10 protein-coding genes are annotated in these 14,758 nt (G+C 43.0%); 8 read left to right on the top strand and 2 right to left on the bottom strand.

What is annotated here, in order from left to right:
• Window positions 1-8: 8 nt before the first annotated feature.
• Window positions 9-1,379, bottom strand: a complete 1,371-nt coding sequence (locus HL290_RS15315; protein ID WP_198496927.1) for a phosphomannomutase CpsG — start codon at window positions 1,377-1,379, stop codon at window positions 9-11.
• Window positions 1,380-1,755: 376 nt separating this feature from the next.
• On the opposite strand from HL290_RS15315, the gene lldP reads away from it, so the two are divergent.
• The 4 genes from lldP (at window position 1,756) to dld (ending at window position 7,347) form a co-directional block, all read left to right on the top strand.
• Window positions 1,756-3,423, top strand: coding sequence for an L-lactate permease (gene lldP / locus HL290_RS15310; RefSeq protein ID WP_198496926.1), 1,668 nt, complete (start codon window positions 1,756-1,758; stop codon window positions 3,421-3,423).
• Between the two features lie 19 nt (window positions 3,424-3,442).
• On the top strand, window positions 3,443-4,195 hold the full coding sequence (lldR, locus tag HL290_RS15305) for a transcriptional regulator LldR (RefSeq protein ID WP_198496925.1): 753 nt from the start codon (window positions 3,443-3,445) through the stop codon (window positions 4,193-4,195).
• On the top strand, window positions 4,192-5,343 hold the full coding sequence (lldD, locus tag HL290_RS15300) for an FMN-dependent L-lactate dehydrogenase LldD (protein WP_004640408.1): 1,152 nt from the start codon (window positions 4,192-4,194) through the stop codon (window positions 5,341-5,343). The genes lldR and lldD overlap by 4 nt, the downstream gene beginning before the upstream one ends.
• A 297-nt stretch (window positions 5,344-5,640) precedes the next feature.
• A complete protein-coding gene (dld, locus tag HL290_RS15295) occupies window positions 5,641-7,347 on the top strand; it encodes a D-lactate dehydrogenase (protein WP_198496924.1) in 1,707 nt (568 codons plus the stop codon).
• A gap of 50 nt (window positions 7,348-7,397) precedes the next feature.
• On the opposite strand, the gene HL290_RS15290 is transcribed toward dld, so the two are convergent.
• Complete coding sequence (locus tag HL290_RS15290; protein ID WP_003655711.1) at window positions 7,398-8,612, bottom strand: aromatic amino acid transaminase; 1,215 nt, start codon at window positions 8,610-8,612, stop codon at window positions 7,398-7,400.
• A 515-nt stretch (window positions 8,613-9,127) separates the two neighbouring features.
• Between HL290_RS15290 and HL290_RS15285 the strand changes: the two genes are divergently transcribed.
• The 4 genes from HL290_RS15285 to acnD all read left to right on the top strand — a co-directional run bounded on the left by HL290_RS15285 (window position 9,128) and on the right by acnD (window position 14,738).
• On the top strand, window positions 9,128-9,838 hold the full coding sequence (locus HL290_RS15285) for a GntR family transcriptional regulator (RefSeq protein WP_003655709.1): 711 nt from the start codon (window positions 9,128-9,130) through the stop codon (window positions 9,836-9,838).
• A complete protein-coding gene (gene prpB / locus HL290_RS15280) occupies window positions 9,831-10,715 on the top strand; it encodes a methylisocitrate lyase (protein WP_003655707.1) in 885 nt (294 codons plus the stop codon). Before HL290_RS15285 ends, prpB begins: the two co-directional genes overlap by 8 nt.
• 259 nt (window positions 10,716-10,974) lie before the next feature.
• Window positions 10,975-12,132: a 2-methylcitrate synthase gene (gene prpC, locus HL290_RS15275; protein WP_198496923.1), complete on the top strand. Its 1,158-nt coding sequence runs from the start codon at window positions 10,975-10,977 to the stop codon at window positions 12,130-12,132.
• Window positions 12,132-14,738, top strand: a complete 2,607-nt coding sequence (acnD, locus tag HL290_RS15270) for a Fe/S-dependent 2-methylisocitrate dehydratase AcnD (RefSeq protein WP_198496922.1) — start codon at window positions 12,132-12,134, stop codon at window positions 14,736-14,738. The genes prpC and acnD overlap by 1 nt, the downstream gene beginning before the upstream one ends.
• The last annotated feature ends 20 nt before the right edge of the window (window positions 14,739-14,758 follow it).

Below are 14,758 nucleotides of genomic sequence, written 5' to 3'. Positions count from 1 at the left end.
ATTATGGATTAGCCTTGAATCAATCCTGTCAACTCATCTACATAATGTTGCATAGGGTGGGCTTGACGGTCTGCACGGCTTTCCATGTTTAAACGTAGCAATGGTTCTGTGTTTGACGCACGTACATTAAAACGCCATGCGCCAAAGTCCAGACTTACACCATCAGTACGGTCAATTTGTGGGTTTTGATCAGCATAGAAATCGAAAATCTTTTGAATAGTGGTCTGTGTATCAGCCACTTTAAAGTTGATTTCACCACTACAAGGAAATTTGGCAATCATATTTTCAACGAGGGTTGAGAGGGATTGTCCAGTTTCAGAGAGTAGGGCAATGGTGAGTAACCACGGAATCATGCCGCTGTCGCAGTAAGCAAAGTCACGGAAGTAGTGATGGGCGCTCATTTCGCCGCCGTATACGGCATTATGTTCACGCATGACATCTTTAATGAAGGCATGACCAGATTTTGACTGTACTGCAACACCTTTATATTCATCGACAATATCAAACGTATTCCACACTAAACGTGGGTCATGAACAATTTTTTCGCCAGGTTGCTTAATCAAGAAAGCTTGAGCCAATAGGCCAACAATATAGTAGCCCTCAATGAACTGCCCCTTTTCATCAAACAAGAAGCAGCGGTCAAAGTCGCCATCCCAAGCAATACCCATATCTGCTTGATGTTCAAGTACAGCATTACGGGTACTGTCCCGGTTTTCAATTAAAATTGGGTTAGGAATCCCATTTGGGAAGGTGCCGTCTGCTTCATGGTGAATTTTGATAAATTCAACAGGAATATTGAGCGCTTTGAATTTTTCTTCAATGGCATCAATGACATGGCCAGCCGCACCATTACCCGCGTTTACTACTAACTTTAACGGGCGAATTTTTGCTGGGTCAATATAAGTGACTAAATGTTCGACAAATTCAGGCAAGATGTTATAGCTTTGAGTAGTCCCTTTTTGACTAACTTCTTCAAAGTGATCTGTTTCTGCTAAAGCCTGAATTTCTTTTAAACCCGTATCTGCACTAATTGGACGAGCATTTTCTCGTACCAGTTTCATACCGTTATAGTCCATTGGGTTATGACTAGCGGTAACTTCAATACCACCTTGTACATCTAAATGAAAAGCGGCGAAATAGACCTCTTCAGTACCCGTCATGCCTAAGTCAAGCACATTCACACCAGCATCATTTAGGCCGCGAATGGTCGCTTGTTTTAAAGACTCACTGCTTAGACGAATATCACAACCTACAACTACAGTCTTTGGTTTATAGATTTGTCCGTAAGCGCGGCCAATTTTATAGGCGATTTCTTCATTCAATTCGGTGCCGAGTTTACCTCGGATATCATAGGCTTTAAAACACGTTAAAGTAGTCATTATTCAGTTCAATACAAATGATTTGAGTTTTGAGCATTATTATACATTTATCAATTAATGGTTATGTTTATAGTTTTTATATTCAAGTTCTACGCTTCATTTCTGTAGTTTATATTTAAGTTTATAAGAAAGTGTTTTTACGACTTTAGTCTAATAAATAAATTTATGAATTAGAAATAGCTTGATTTTACTTGGTACTATTGGTCATACCAATTGTGTTGATTATTTAATGCTTGAACTTGCTAATGCTCGTGTTTATGATGCGATCTGTGGTTTAAGGAATAACATTTGCACGTAAATTTTAATTGGTCATACCAATTTTGCTAAATGTTTAAAATTTTAAGGTACAAAAAATTCGCCCCAGCATTTCAAGGAGATGACAATGCTCAATATGTGGCAACAACTTTATGACCCTTTAAATAATATTTGGCTGTCCAGTGCGGTTGCATTAATCCCGATTATTTTCTTCTTTTTGGCCTTGGCGGTTTTTCGTTTAAAAGGCAGTATTGCGGGTACGGGCACAGTCATTATTGCATTATTGATCGCTCTCTTTTTCTATCAAATGCCGGGTCAAATGGCCTTTGCATCCATTATTTATGGTTTCTTCTACGGTCTATGGCCAATTTCATGGATTATTATTGGGGCAGTCTTTCTATATAAAATTTCGGTAAAAACAGGCCAGTTTGAGGTGATTCGCTCAAGCATTTTGTCAATTACCGAAGATCAGCGCCTACAAATGTTACTGGTTGGCTTTGCTTTTGGTACGTTCCTTGAAGGGGCTGCCGGTTTTGGTGCCCCTGTCGCAATTACCGCTGCACTACTTGTCGGTTTAGGTTTTAAACCACTTTACGCTGCAGGCTTATGTTTGATTGTGAATACTGCGCCAGTTGCATTTGGTGCGATGGGTATTCCAATTATTGTGGCGGGGCAGGTTTCTGGTGTAGATACCATGGAAATTAGCCAGATGGTTGGGCGTCAGTTGCCGTTTTTAACGCTGATTGTGCTGTTCTGGATTATGGCGATTATGGATGGCTGGCGTGGTGTTAAGGAAACTTGGCCTGCGGTGTTAGTTGGTGGTGGCGCTTTTGCGATTGCACAATATTTAACATCTAACTTTATTGGTCCTGAATTACCTGATATTACAGCGGCAATTGCTTCATTGGTCAGCCTGACTGTGTTGTTCCGTTTTTGGAAACCAAAACATATTTTCCGTTTTGAACCTGAAGCTGGTCAAACGCAAACTCAGCAACCTACAACAATTCAGCGTTATAGCATTGGGAAAATTGCTAAGGCGTGGTCTCCATTTGCCATCTTAACAGTGATGGTAACCATCTGGAGTGTTAAGCCGTTTAAAGCATTATTTGCAAAAGATGGTGCACTGGAACATTTAATTTTTAAACTTGAAGTGCCGTACTTACATAAATTAGTCGAAAAAATGCCGCCGATTGTCTCAGAGATGAAGCCATATGAAGCGATTTATAAGTTTGACTGGTTCTCTGCGACAGGTACTGCAATTTTTATTGCTGCAATTATCACCGCTATTTTCTTGAAAATGAAAGCGAGTGAGGCAGTAACGACCTTTGGTGAAACGCTAAATGAGTTAAAAACACCAATTTATTCAATTGGTATGGTGTTAGCTTTTGCTTTTATTGCGAACTATTCAGGGTTATCTGCAACTTTAGCTTTGGCTCTATCGCATACGGGTCATGCTTTTACTTTCTTCTCGCCATTCTTAGGTTGGCTTGGTGTTTTCCTTACGGGCTCAGATACATCTTCAAATGCTTTGTTCTCCGCATTACAAGCAACTACTGCTCAGCAGATTGGTATTCCAGAAGTATTGCTTGTAGCAGCGAATACCAGTGGTGGTGTGACAGGTAAGATGATTTCTCCACAGTCAATTGCAATTGCTTGTGCAGCGGTAGGCTTGGTTGGAAAAGAATCTGACTTGTTCCGTTTCACGGTAAAACATAGCATCATATTCACTGTCTTTGTTGGCATCATTATTACGGTTCAGGCTTATCTGGTTCCGTGGATGATTCCATAACTCGAGTGAAGGAAACGCGATGAGAATCTCCGATCAAGTGGTCATGAAATTGCAGGCATTAATTGAAGAGCGTCTCATGAGAAAAGGTGACCGTTTGCCTGCCGAGCGCCAGCTTGCAACTAGCTTAGGGGTTTCTCGTCCTTCTTTGCGTGAAGCGATTCAACAGCTCAATAGTCAAGGTGTGCTTATTAGCCGTCGGGGGGATGGAACTTATATTCAACAGTTACCTGAACAGTGGCCACAGCAACTCATTGTGAACCCGATTAGCAACTTGATTGAAGAAGACCCGTTATATCGTTTTGATGTACAAGAGGCGCGGTTATTACTTGAGGGGGGTACTGCATGGTATGCCGCATTACGCTCAACACCCGAAGATCGCGCCAAAATTCATCATTATTTTAATGAAATTAGTCGCCATCAAAATGCGGGTGACTCAGCACAGGCTGCGGTGGCAGATGCAGAATTCCACTTAGCGATTGCAGAAGCATCTCACAATGTGGTGCTGATTCAAATGATGCGTAGCCTGTTTGATCTACTGCAATACAACGTCTTGTTGGGACGTAAAAAAGTTTATAACGATCCAATAAATAGTGACTTGCTGAGTGAACAGCATTTTCAGGTCATGGATGCGATCGATCGTAAAGATCCCGAGGCCGCACGCCAAGCTGTCTGCGGTCATATTGAATTTGTGATTAATCATGTGCGTTCTCTGAATGAAGACGAAGCTCGTCAGAAACGTGCAAACCGTTTAAATAGAGTTGATTCAAAATGATTATTTCTTCTGGCAATGATTATCGTGCTGCGGCACAGCGTCGCTTACCCCCGTTTTTATTTCATTACATCGATGGTGGAGCGTATTCGGAACATACCTTAAAGCGTAACGTACAAGATTTGTCAGAAATTGCATTGCGTCAACGTGTGCTCAATGACATGTCAGCGTTAAGTTTAGAGACAAAACTGTTTAATGAAACATTGTCGATGCCGGTTGCATTGGCTCCTGTCGGTTTAACAGGCATGTATGCGCGCCGTGGTGAAGTTCAAGCCGCGATGGCAGCCGATAAAAAGGGTATTCCATTTACGCTTTCAACGGTTTCGGTCTGTCCGATTGAAGAAGTTGCACCTGCAATTAGCCGACCAATGTGGTTCCAGCTTTATGTATTACGTGACCGTGGTTTTATGCGTAATGCTTTGGAACGTGCAAAAGCGGCAGGCTGCTCAACACTGGTGTTTACCGTAGATATGCCTGTGCCAGGTGCACGTTACCGTGATGCACATTCGGGTATGAGTGGGCCAAATGCTGCGATGCGTCGTTATATGCAGTCTATGTTCCATCCACACTGGTCGTGGAATGTCGGCTTAATGGGACGTCCGCACGACTTGGGTAATATCTCTAAATATTTAGGTAAACCGACTGGTCTTGAAGATTATATTGGTTGGTTAGGCTCGAACTTTGACCCATCAATTTCATGGAAAGACCTTGAGTGGATTCGTGAATTTTGGGATGGCCCAATGGTAATTAAAGGCATTTTAGACCCTGAAGATGCCAAAGATGCTGTGCGTTTTGGTGCGGATGGTATTGTGGTGTCGAACCATGGTGGTCGTCAGTTAGATGGCGTGATGTCATCTGCTCGTGCATTGCCTGCAATTGCTGATGCAGTTAAAGGTGATTTGGCTATTTTGGCTGACTCAGGCATTCGTAATGGTTTAGATGTGGTACGTATGTTGGCACTTGGTGCTGATACGGTTTTACTGGGTCGCGCATTTGTGTATGCCTTGGCAGCAGCAGGTGGGCAAGGTGTGTCGAACTTACTTGATTTGATTGATAAGGAAATGCGTGTTGCGATGACGCTCACGGGTGCTAAGTCGATTTCGGATATTAATGCGGATTGTTTAGTACAGGCGATGAAGCAAGGTTTTTAAGAAATAACTTTTTAAGTGAAGCAGTAAGCACAGCCTTAAAATTTGGTGATTTGCTAATGTTTTGCGTATAGGCATTTGTCACTTTTGAAAGGTCAAAAGTAACCAAAAACCTTTTGTTGAGCAAACCGTACTTCCTTGTACAGTTGCTCAACAGGCGGCATCCATGCCGCCAACCGAGATAGTAAATATAGGGCTGATTCGAATTAGAGAATGAGCTAATTAAATTATAAATTACAAACGGTGAGACTCCGTCGTATTGGTCTAATTTGATAAATGGATGACCAAAAGGAAACCATCATGCAAACATCTTCTCCTCAAGCAGTGATTGAACGTTTACAGAATATTGTAGGGCGCTCACATGTTTTGATCGACGATCAAAGCACTCGTCAGTACCGCCAAGGTCGTCGTTTTGGTGAGGGGAAAGTACTAGCTGTGGTGGTGCCGGGTACTTTACTAGAGCAATGGCAGGTGCTCCAAGCAGCCATTGACGCAGACTGTATTGTGATTATGCAGGCGGCGAATACAGGACTTACTGGTGGTTCAACACCATATGGTGATGATTATGACAGTCCTGTTTTGGTCATGAGTACTCGCCGTTTAAAGGGCATTCAAGTCATTCATGATGGTAAGCAGGTGATTTGTTTACCAGGTGCGACTTTAGACAATTTAGAGCAAATTTTAAAAGGTTATGACCGTGAACCGCATTCGGTGATTGGCTCATCATGTATTGGCGCATCAGTCCTCGGTGGTGTCTGTAACAACTCTGGCGGTGCGTTGGTACGCCGTGGGCCTGCGTATACGGAACTAGCGTTATATGCTCAGGTCAATGCTGCTGGTCAATTAGAACTGGTGAACCATTTAGGGGTGAATTTAGGCTCCACACCCGAAGAAATTTTGACTCGATTAGAGAAACAGCAATATCAAGCCGTTGATATTTTAGATGACAGCGAAAAGCAGGCGTCTGACCATCGCTATGCCCACGATGTGACTCAAGTCGATGAAGATTCACCAGCACGTTTTAATGCTGACCCGTCACGGTTGTTTGAAGCATCTGGTTCGGCGGGTAAAGTCTGTGTGTTTGCTGTGCGTCTTGATACTTATGAAAAAGTAGAGAGCAATATTTTTTATATTGGTAGTAATGATGCCGATGATTTAACAGCCATTCGCCGTTACTTACTTACCTCATTGCCAAGCCTACCGATTGCAGGTGAGTATATTCACCGAGATGCTTACTTGATTGGTGAAAAGTACGGAAAAGATACATTCTTGTTTATTGAAAAGTTCGGCACAGCCAATGTTCCAAAAGCCTTCGCCATGAAAGATAAAGTCGATGGCTTTTTAGAAAGATTTAAAATAAAAGGTTTAACGGATCATATTTTACAGGCCATTACTTTCTTTTTACCAAGCCATTTGCCAAAGCGTATGACCGAGTATCGAGACGGTTTTGAGCATCATTTAGTTTTACGTGTTGAAAATAATTCAAAAGCTCAGACCGAGCAGTTTTTAAAAGAATATTTTGCAGTGCATCAGTCAGGCAGTTATTTCGTATGTAGCGAAGAAGAAGGGCGAAAGGCTTTCTTACACCGTTTTGCAATTGCAGGAGCTGCAATTCGTTATCGCGATACGCACCGTAGTGAAGTTGAAGATATTGTCGCGCTTGATATTGCTTTGCGTCGTAATGACCGTGAGTGGGTAGAACAACTGCCTGCTGAAATGGAAAAGAACATCATCCATAAACTCTATTACGGGCATTTCTTTTGCCATGTGTTCCATCAAGATTACATCCTTAAAAAAGGCAATGACCCATTAGAAATGGAACATCAAATGTGGAAATTGCTGGATGCGCGCCGTGCTGAATATCCGGCAGAGCATAATGTCGGGCATCTCTACATTGCCAAACCTGCATTAGCGAACTTTTACCAAAAACTCGACCCAACAAACAGTTTTAATGTGGGTATTGGTCATACCTCAAAACTTAAGTATTGGGGCAAAGCTAAATCTTAAGTTAGAGATATAAAAAAAGGCGCCGAAGCGCCTTTTCTTTTAAAGCTGTTTTATGCTGCTTCTGTTGATTTAGCAAGCACTTCGGCAACTGCTTTAGCAACAGTGTAAACATTGTTCATGTTTAAACCTGCTACACAAATACGGCCACTACGTACTAAGTAGATTGCATATTCTTCACGCAAGATATCTACTTGTTCAGCAGTTAGACCTGTGTAGCTGAACATACCTTTTTGGTTTACAAGGTAGCTAAAGTCACGGTCTGGTAATGCTTTAGTAAGTTCATCTTTCAAGATGCTACGCATTTTGATAATACGCTCACGCATCTCTTTCACTTCACCTTGCCATTGTTGGTTAAGTTCAGCGTCATTTAACACTTCATCAACTAACCATGCACCTGTTGTAGGAGGGCTAGAGTAAATACGGCGTACAGTTGCTTTTAACTGACCGAATGTGCACTGAGCAGCTTCTGCATCGTCACATACGAAAGTTAAGCCGCCAACGCGCTCGCCATATAAAGAGAAGATTTTAGAGAACGAGTTGCTCACAATGAAGTTTAGACCAGCTTGGTCTAAAGCACGGATTGCATACGCATCTTCTTCCATACCATCGCCAAAACCTTGGTAAGCGATGTCTAGGAAAGGAATAAGGTTACGATCTTTTAATACCGCAATCACTTGATCCCATTGCGCTGGGTTTAAGTCAGCACCAGTTGGGTTGTGGCAGCATGGGTGCAACAACACAATGCTTTGCTCAGGCAAAGTTTTAAGCGTAGACAACATACCGTCAAAATCTACACCACGAGTTTCGTTATCGAAATACGGGTAGAAATGAGTCTTGATGCCAGCGCCATTGAAAATCGCAACGTGGTTATCCCAAGTTGGTTGGCTTACCCAAACATCTGAATTTGGGAAATAAGTTTTTAAGAAATCTGCACCAACTTTCAATGCACCTGAACCACCAAGAGTTTGGATGGTTACAGCACGGCCCGCTTTAACTGCTGGGCTGTTTGCACCAAATAAAAGTGCTTGAATTGCTTCACGGTAAGGTTTGAAGCCTTCCATTGGCAAATAAAGTTTAGTTTTACCGTTCTTCGGCTCAATACGCTTTTGCGCCTCAATAATGGTCTCTAACTGAGGAACAATACTGTCTTCGTTATAGTAAAGACCAATACTCAAGTTTACTTTTTCAGAACGAGTATCAGCATTGAACTGTTCCATTAAAGAGAGAATTGGGTCGCCTGCGTATGGGGGGATATGTTGAAACATCAAAAAAGTCCTTTCATTCAACAATATGCATAGAGTTAAGTTTTTTCTGTCTCGAAAAATACATTACATCTATGTCGATGCTCAATAATGTACCAATAAAGCTACTGTGAAGCACCAGATAATTTCACTAATATCGATATTTTCCAGAAGAAACGATAAAAAAGATTTAAAAGAAATTACGGTAAATAGATACTAATTTATAACTCATGATTTCATTCAAACAGATTGTCTACAATCTTACTGTCATACACGGGTTGTAGACTAAAGTTTGAAACAAAAGTTTAGCGCCCAAAAAACACTTGAGAAAGAACCATAAAACTATAGATAAATTTATATTAAATCTTTGTTTTATAAATACTAATAGATAGGCGGTGTAATAGTCTAAATATAAGGTGAAATAAGAGGTCAATCTATAAAAATTGACCTGATGCGTTCTCTGAAGTGTCAACAATCACCTTGATTTTTTTCATTCATACCGCTATAAAAGCCATAATTGATTAAAAATTGTCGACAATATGCAAGATTTGACCTTCGCACCAGAGCCTCTACAAAGTCAGGGTAGAACACTGACCGAGAATGTATTTAAACAAATACAGACGGCTATTGTTTTGGGTCAAATTCCGGCAGGTAGCAAAATATCTGAACCTGAACTGGCACGGACTTATGGTATTAGCCGTGGACCTTTGCGTGAAGCGATTCATCGCCTTGAGGGCCAAAAATTAGTTGAGCGCACTGCACATGTGGGCGCGCGTGTGGTTTCGCTCTCGCTGCAACAATTTAAAGAGCTTTACCAGATTCGTGCGTCTTTAGAGGGTTTGGCTTGCAAACTTGCTGCACAGCATATTGATAAAAAACAAATCTTGGCATTGCGTGATGTATTGCGTATGCATGCTGAAGATGAAAATTTTAAAGCAGGTAAAGGATATTACTTGCAAGAAGGGCAGGATGATTTTCACTACTGCATTATTAAAAGTAGTGGCAATAAAACCCTAGAAAAAATGTTGTGTGATGAGCTCTATCACCTCATCCGCATGTACCGAATTCAGTTTTCAAACACACCCGATCGTCCGAGCAAAGCTTGGGACGAACATATCCGTATTTTAGATGCAATTGCAGAAGGCGATGGTGAACTTGCCGAGCTGCTGATGCATCGACATATCAATGCCTCTTACAAAATTATTGAGCAAACACTGCTACAAGCACAAGGAGAACATAACAATGGCTAAACAATCCGCAGGTCAGCTATTTCGCGATGCCGTAGCCCAAGAAAAGCCATTACAAGTGGTTGGAACCATTAACGCCAATCATGCACTTTTGGCAAAACGTGCAGGTTATAAAGCGATTTACTTATCAGGTGGTGGTGTAGCCGCTGGTTCTTTAGGCTTACCTGATTTGGGAATCAGTAACCTTGATGATGTATTGACAGATGTACGCCGTATTACCGATGTATGTGATCTTCCATTATTGGTCGATGCTGACACTGGTTTTGGTGCTTCTGCATTTAACATTGCGCGTACCACAAAAGCACTCATCAAGTTTGGTGCTGCGGCAATGCACATCGAAGACCAAGTGGGCGCAAAACGTTGTGGTCACCGTCCGAACAAAGCCATTGTGACTCAAGAAGAAATGGTTGACCGTATTAAAGCTGCGGTCGATGCACGTGGTGATGACAGCTTCGTAATTATGGCACGTACTGATGCCTTGGCTGTAGATGGTTTGCAAGCTGCAATTGACCGTGCAGGTGCCTACATTGAGGCGGGTGCAGACATGTTGTTCCCTGAAGCGATTACCGAGCTTGATATGTACAAGCAATTTGCTCAGACAACTGGTGCACCAATTTTGGCAAACATTACCGAGTTTGGTTCTACACCACTGTTTACCACTGAAGAGTTAGCATCTGCTGATGTAAGCCTTGCGCTTTACCCACTTTCTGCTTTCCGTGCCATGAACAAGGCAGCCGAAACTGTGTATGAAACCTTACGTAAAGAAGGCACGCAAAAGAACGTGGTTGATATTATGCAAACGCGTAAAGAGTTATATGAACGCATTAATTACTATGCGTTTGAAGACTACTTAGATAACGCATTTGCTAAAAAGAAATAAACAAGTCCTCTTTTATAAGAAGAGGAAACGATGGTCTTGGCTATCGTGAGGGCGGCATGGATGCCGCTACGTTGGACTGCGATATAGGGATATATCGTCAGCCCAACAAGGATTTTTGCTTACTTTTCATCCGTGAAAAGTAAGGCGAACTGCAGGTTAATCCAAAAATTGGATGAGAACTCGGCAAGACGCTGTCGCGTTTTTACCCAAGTAAAAATTGAACAAACAACAAATTCAGGTTGATATAAAGGATGATTCTATGAGCTCAAATGAAACAACAACAGGCTTCAAACCAAAAAAATCAGTTGCACTTAGCGGACAAGTTGCAGGCAACACAGCACTGTGTACTGTAGGACGTAGTGGTAACGACTTGCACTATCGTGGCTATGACATTCTTGACCTTGCAGTGGGTAGCCAGTTTGAAGAAGTTGCTCACTTGCTCGTACATGGCAAATTACCAAACAAAGCTGAACTCAAAGCGTATAAAGCAAAATTAAAAGCACTTCGTGGCTTACCAGCAGCACTTAAAACTGCACTTGAACAACTTCCTCCGTCTGCACACCCAATGGATGTGATGCGTACAGGTGTTTCAGTCCTTGGTTGTTTAACTCCAGAGCATGAAGACCACAACGAAGCGGGCGCAAAAGACATTGCTGATAAATTAATGGCAAGCCTAGGTTCAATGTTGTTGTATTGGTATCACTTCAGCAACAACGGTCGTCGCATTGAAGTTGAAACTGATGACGACTCAATTGCAGCGCATTTCTTACATTTACTTCATGGTAAAAAACCATCTGAAGAATGGATTGAAGCAATGCATACATCACTCATTTTGTATGCTGAGCACGAATTCAACGCATCTACATTTACGTCACGTGTGGTTGCAGGTACAGGCTCTGACATGTACTCGGCAATTACAGGTGGTATTGGTGCGCTTCGCGGACCTAAACATGGTGGTGCAAACGAAGTTGCATTTGTCATTCAACAACGTTACGACAACGCAGACGAAGCAGAAGCAGACATCCGTAGCCGTGTTGAGAAGAAAGAAGTTGTGATCGGTTTTGGTCACCCTGTCTATACAATTTCTGACCCACGTAACGAAGTCATCAAAAAAGTGGCACATGACTTGGCACAAGCACAAGAGAACACCAAAATGTATTTAATCGCTGAACGCTTAGAAGCAGTGATGAAAGATGCGAAAAACATGTTCCCGAACCTCGACTGGTTCAGTGCTGTGAGCTATCACTTAATGGGCGTTCCAACTGCAATGTTTACACCATTATTCGTAATTGCACGTACAGCAGGTTGGTCAGCGCACGTGATTGAACAACGCCAAGACGGCAAAATCATTCGTCCAAGCGCGAACTACACAGGCCCTGAAAACCTCAAATTCAAACCATTGGCGGAGCGTGGTTAATGAACACAAAATACCGTAAACCGCTGGCAGGAACCCAGCTTGAATATTACGACGTGCGTCAAGCCGTTGAAGATATTCAGCCAGGCGCATACGAAAAACTGCCTTACACGTCTAAAGTACTTGCAGAGCAATTGGTACGCCGTGCCGATGCCGAGAACTTAACTGCCTATTTAACGCAGTTAATTGAACGCCGTCAGGACTTGGATTTTCCTTGGTATCCTGCGCGCGTGGTGTGTCATGACATCTTGGGTCAAACTGCTTTGGTTGACCTTGCAGGCTTGCGTGATGCGATTGCTGACAAAGGCGGTGACCCATCTAAAGTTAATCCAGTTGTACCAACACAGCTCATTGTCGACCACTCTTTAGCAGTGGAATTCGGTGGTGCAGACCCAGACGCTTTTGAAAAAAACCGTGCTGTTGAAGACCGTCGTAACGAAGACCGTTTCCACTTTATTGAGTGGACTAAAACAGCATTTAAAAATGTCGATGTGATCCCTGCGGGGAACGGCATTATGCACCAGATTAACCTAGAGAAAATGTCTCCGGTGATTCAGGCGCGTGATGGTGTGGCATATCCAGATACTTGCGTAGGTACAGATTCACACACTCCACATACAGACGCTTTGGGCGTAATTTCTGTGGGCGTTGGTGGCTTAGAAGCTGAAAATGTGATGTTAGGCCGTGCATCTTGGATGCGTCTGCCAGACATTATTGGTGTTGAGTTTGTAGGTCAGCGTCAGGCAGGCATTACTGCAACAGATATCGTACTTGCTCTAACTGAATTCTTGCGTAAAGAACGTGTGGTTGGTGCATACCTTGAGTTCTTTGGTGAAGGTGCTGACAGCATGTCTGTGGGCGACCGTGCAACCATTTCGAACATGACACCAGAGTATGGCGCTACGGCTGCGATGTTCTACATCGACCAAAACACAATCGACTACTTACGCCTAACAGGTCGTGAAGATGCTCAAGTGGCGTTGGTTGAACAGTACGCAAAAGAAATCGGCCTTTGGGCAACTGATATGACCAAAGCAGAGTACCCACGTGTACTACGTTTTGACCTATCAAAAGTAACACGTAACATTGCTGGTCCATCAAACCCACATGCACGTGTTTCTACCGCCGACCTAAAAGAAAAAGGTATTGCGGGTGTTGTTGAAAACCGTTCTGATGGCTTAATGCCTGATGGCGCAATCATTATTGCTGCAATTACTTCGTGTACCAACACTTCTAACCCACGTAACACCGTGGCGGCAGGTTTGTTGGCACGTAAGGCAAATGAGCTAGGTTTAGTTCGTAAACCTTGGGTGAAATCATCATTTGCACCGGGTTCAAAAGCGGCTGCACTTTACCTCGAAGAAGCGGGTGTTCTAAAAGACTTAGAGCAACTTGGTTTTGGTATTGTGGCTTACGCTTGTACGACTTGTAATGGTATGTCGGGTGCATTAGATCCAGTTATTCAACAAGAAATTATTGACCGTGACTTGTACGCAACAGCAGTATTGTCTGGTAACCGTAACTTCGATGGCCGTATTCATCCATACGCAAAACAAGCGTTCTTGGCATCTCCACCGCTTGTCGTGGCGTATGCAATTGCGGGTACAATTCGTTTTGACATCGAAAAAGATGCTTTGGGTCACGATAAAGACGGTAACCCGATTTACCTGAAAGACATTTGGCCATCTGACGCTGAAATTGATGCGTTAGTTAAAGAAGCTGTGAAGCCTGAGCAGTTCCGTAAAGTCTACATTCCAATGTTTGACTTAGGCGTAACCGTAGAGGCTGAAAGTCCGCTTTATGACTGGCGTCCACAAAGTACTTACATTCGCCGTCCGCCATATTGGGAAGGGGCGTTGGCTGCACCACGTACTTTAGCGAACATGCGTCCGCTTGCAATTTTGGGTGACAACATCACCACTGACCACTTGTCGCCTTCAAACGCGATTTTGATGGACTCGGCTGCGGGTGAATATCTTCATAAAATGGGTCTGCCAGAAGAAGACTTCAACTCATACGCAACGCACCGTGGTGACCATTTGACTGCACAACGTGCAACATTTGCTAACCCGAAACTCTATAACGAAATGGTAGTTCGTTCAGACGGTACCATTAAGCAAGGTTCAAAAGCGCGTGTAGAGCCAGAAGGCGAAGTCATGCGTATGTGGGAAGCAATTGAAACCTACATGAACCGTAAACAGCCGTTAATCATTGTTGCGGGTGCTGACTACGGTCAGGGTTCAAGCCGTGACTGGGCTGCGAAAGGTGTGCGCCTTGCAGGTGTTGAAGCGATTGTGGCAGAAGGTTTTGAGCGTATTCACCGTACTAACTTGGTGGGTATGGGCGTGTTACCGCTTGAGTTTAAAGCAGGTGTAAACCGCAAGACTTTAAAGCTAGATGGTACAGAGCTTTATAGCGTGATTGGTAATATTGCGCCGCGTTCGACTTTAACTTTAGTGATTGAACGTGCCACAGCGGATGGTAAAGAAGAGATTGTTGAAGTGCCTGTGACTTGCCGTTTAGATACAGAAGAAGAAGTTTCTGTATATGAAGCAGGCGGTGTATTACAGCGTTTTGCGCAAGACTTTTTAGAAGGCCAAGTGGCTTGATAGCTTAGTTAAAAATAATT

The organism is Acinetobacter sp. AC1-2 (assembly GCF_016124155.1).
GTDB lineage: Bacteria > Pseudomonadota > Gammaproteobacteria > Pseudomonadales > Moraxellaceae > Acinetobacter > Acinetobacter calcoaceticus.
Note: the sequence above shows the minus strand (reverse complement) of the source record. Positions and strands in the feature narration are given on the sequence as shown.

Bases quoted from the DNA above. Each gene is read 5' to 3' on its own strand.
- HL290_RS15315 (WP_198496927.1), bottom strand. From the start codon at position 1,379: ATGACTACTTTAACGTGTTTTAAAGCCTATGATATCCGAGGTAAACTC.
- lldP (WP_198496926.1), top strand. From the start codon at position 1,756: ATGACAATGCTCAATATGTGGCAACAACTTTATGACCCTTTAAATAAT.
- lldR (WP_198496925.1), top strand. From the start codon at position 3,443: ATGAGAATCTCCGATCAAGTGGTCATGAAATTGCAGGCATTAATTGAA.
- lldD (WP_004640408.1), top strand. From the start codon at position 4,192: ATGATTATTTCTTCTGGCAATGATTATCGTGCTGCGGCACAGCGTCGC.
- dld (WP_198496924.1), top strand. From the start codon at position 5,641: ATGCAAACATCTTCTCCTCAAGCAGTGATTGAACGTTTACAGAATATT.
- HL290_RS15290 (WP_003655711.1), bottom strand. From the start codon at position 8,612: ATGTTTCAACATATCCCCCCATACGCAGGCGACCCAATTCTCTCTTTA.
- HL290_RS15285 (WP_003655709.1), top strand. From the start codon at position 9,128: ATGCAAGATTTGACCTTCGCACCAGAGCCTCTACAAAGTCAGGGTAGA.
- prpB (WP_003655707.1), top strand. From the start codon at position 9,831: ATGGCTAAACAATCCGCAGGTCAGCTATTTCGCGATGCCGTAGCCCAA.
- prpC (WP_198496923.1), top strand. From the start codon at position 10,975: ATGAGCTCAAATGAAACAACAACAGGCTTCAAACCAAAAAAATCAGTT.
- acnD (WP_198496922.1), top strand. From the start codon at position 12,132: ATGAACACAAAATACCGTAAACCGCTGGCAGGAACCCAGCTTGAATAT.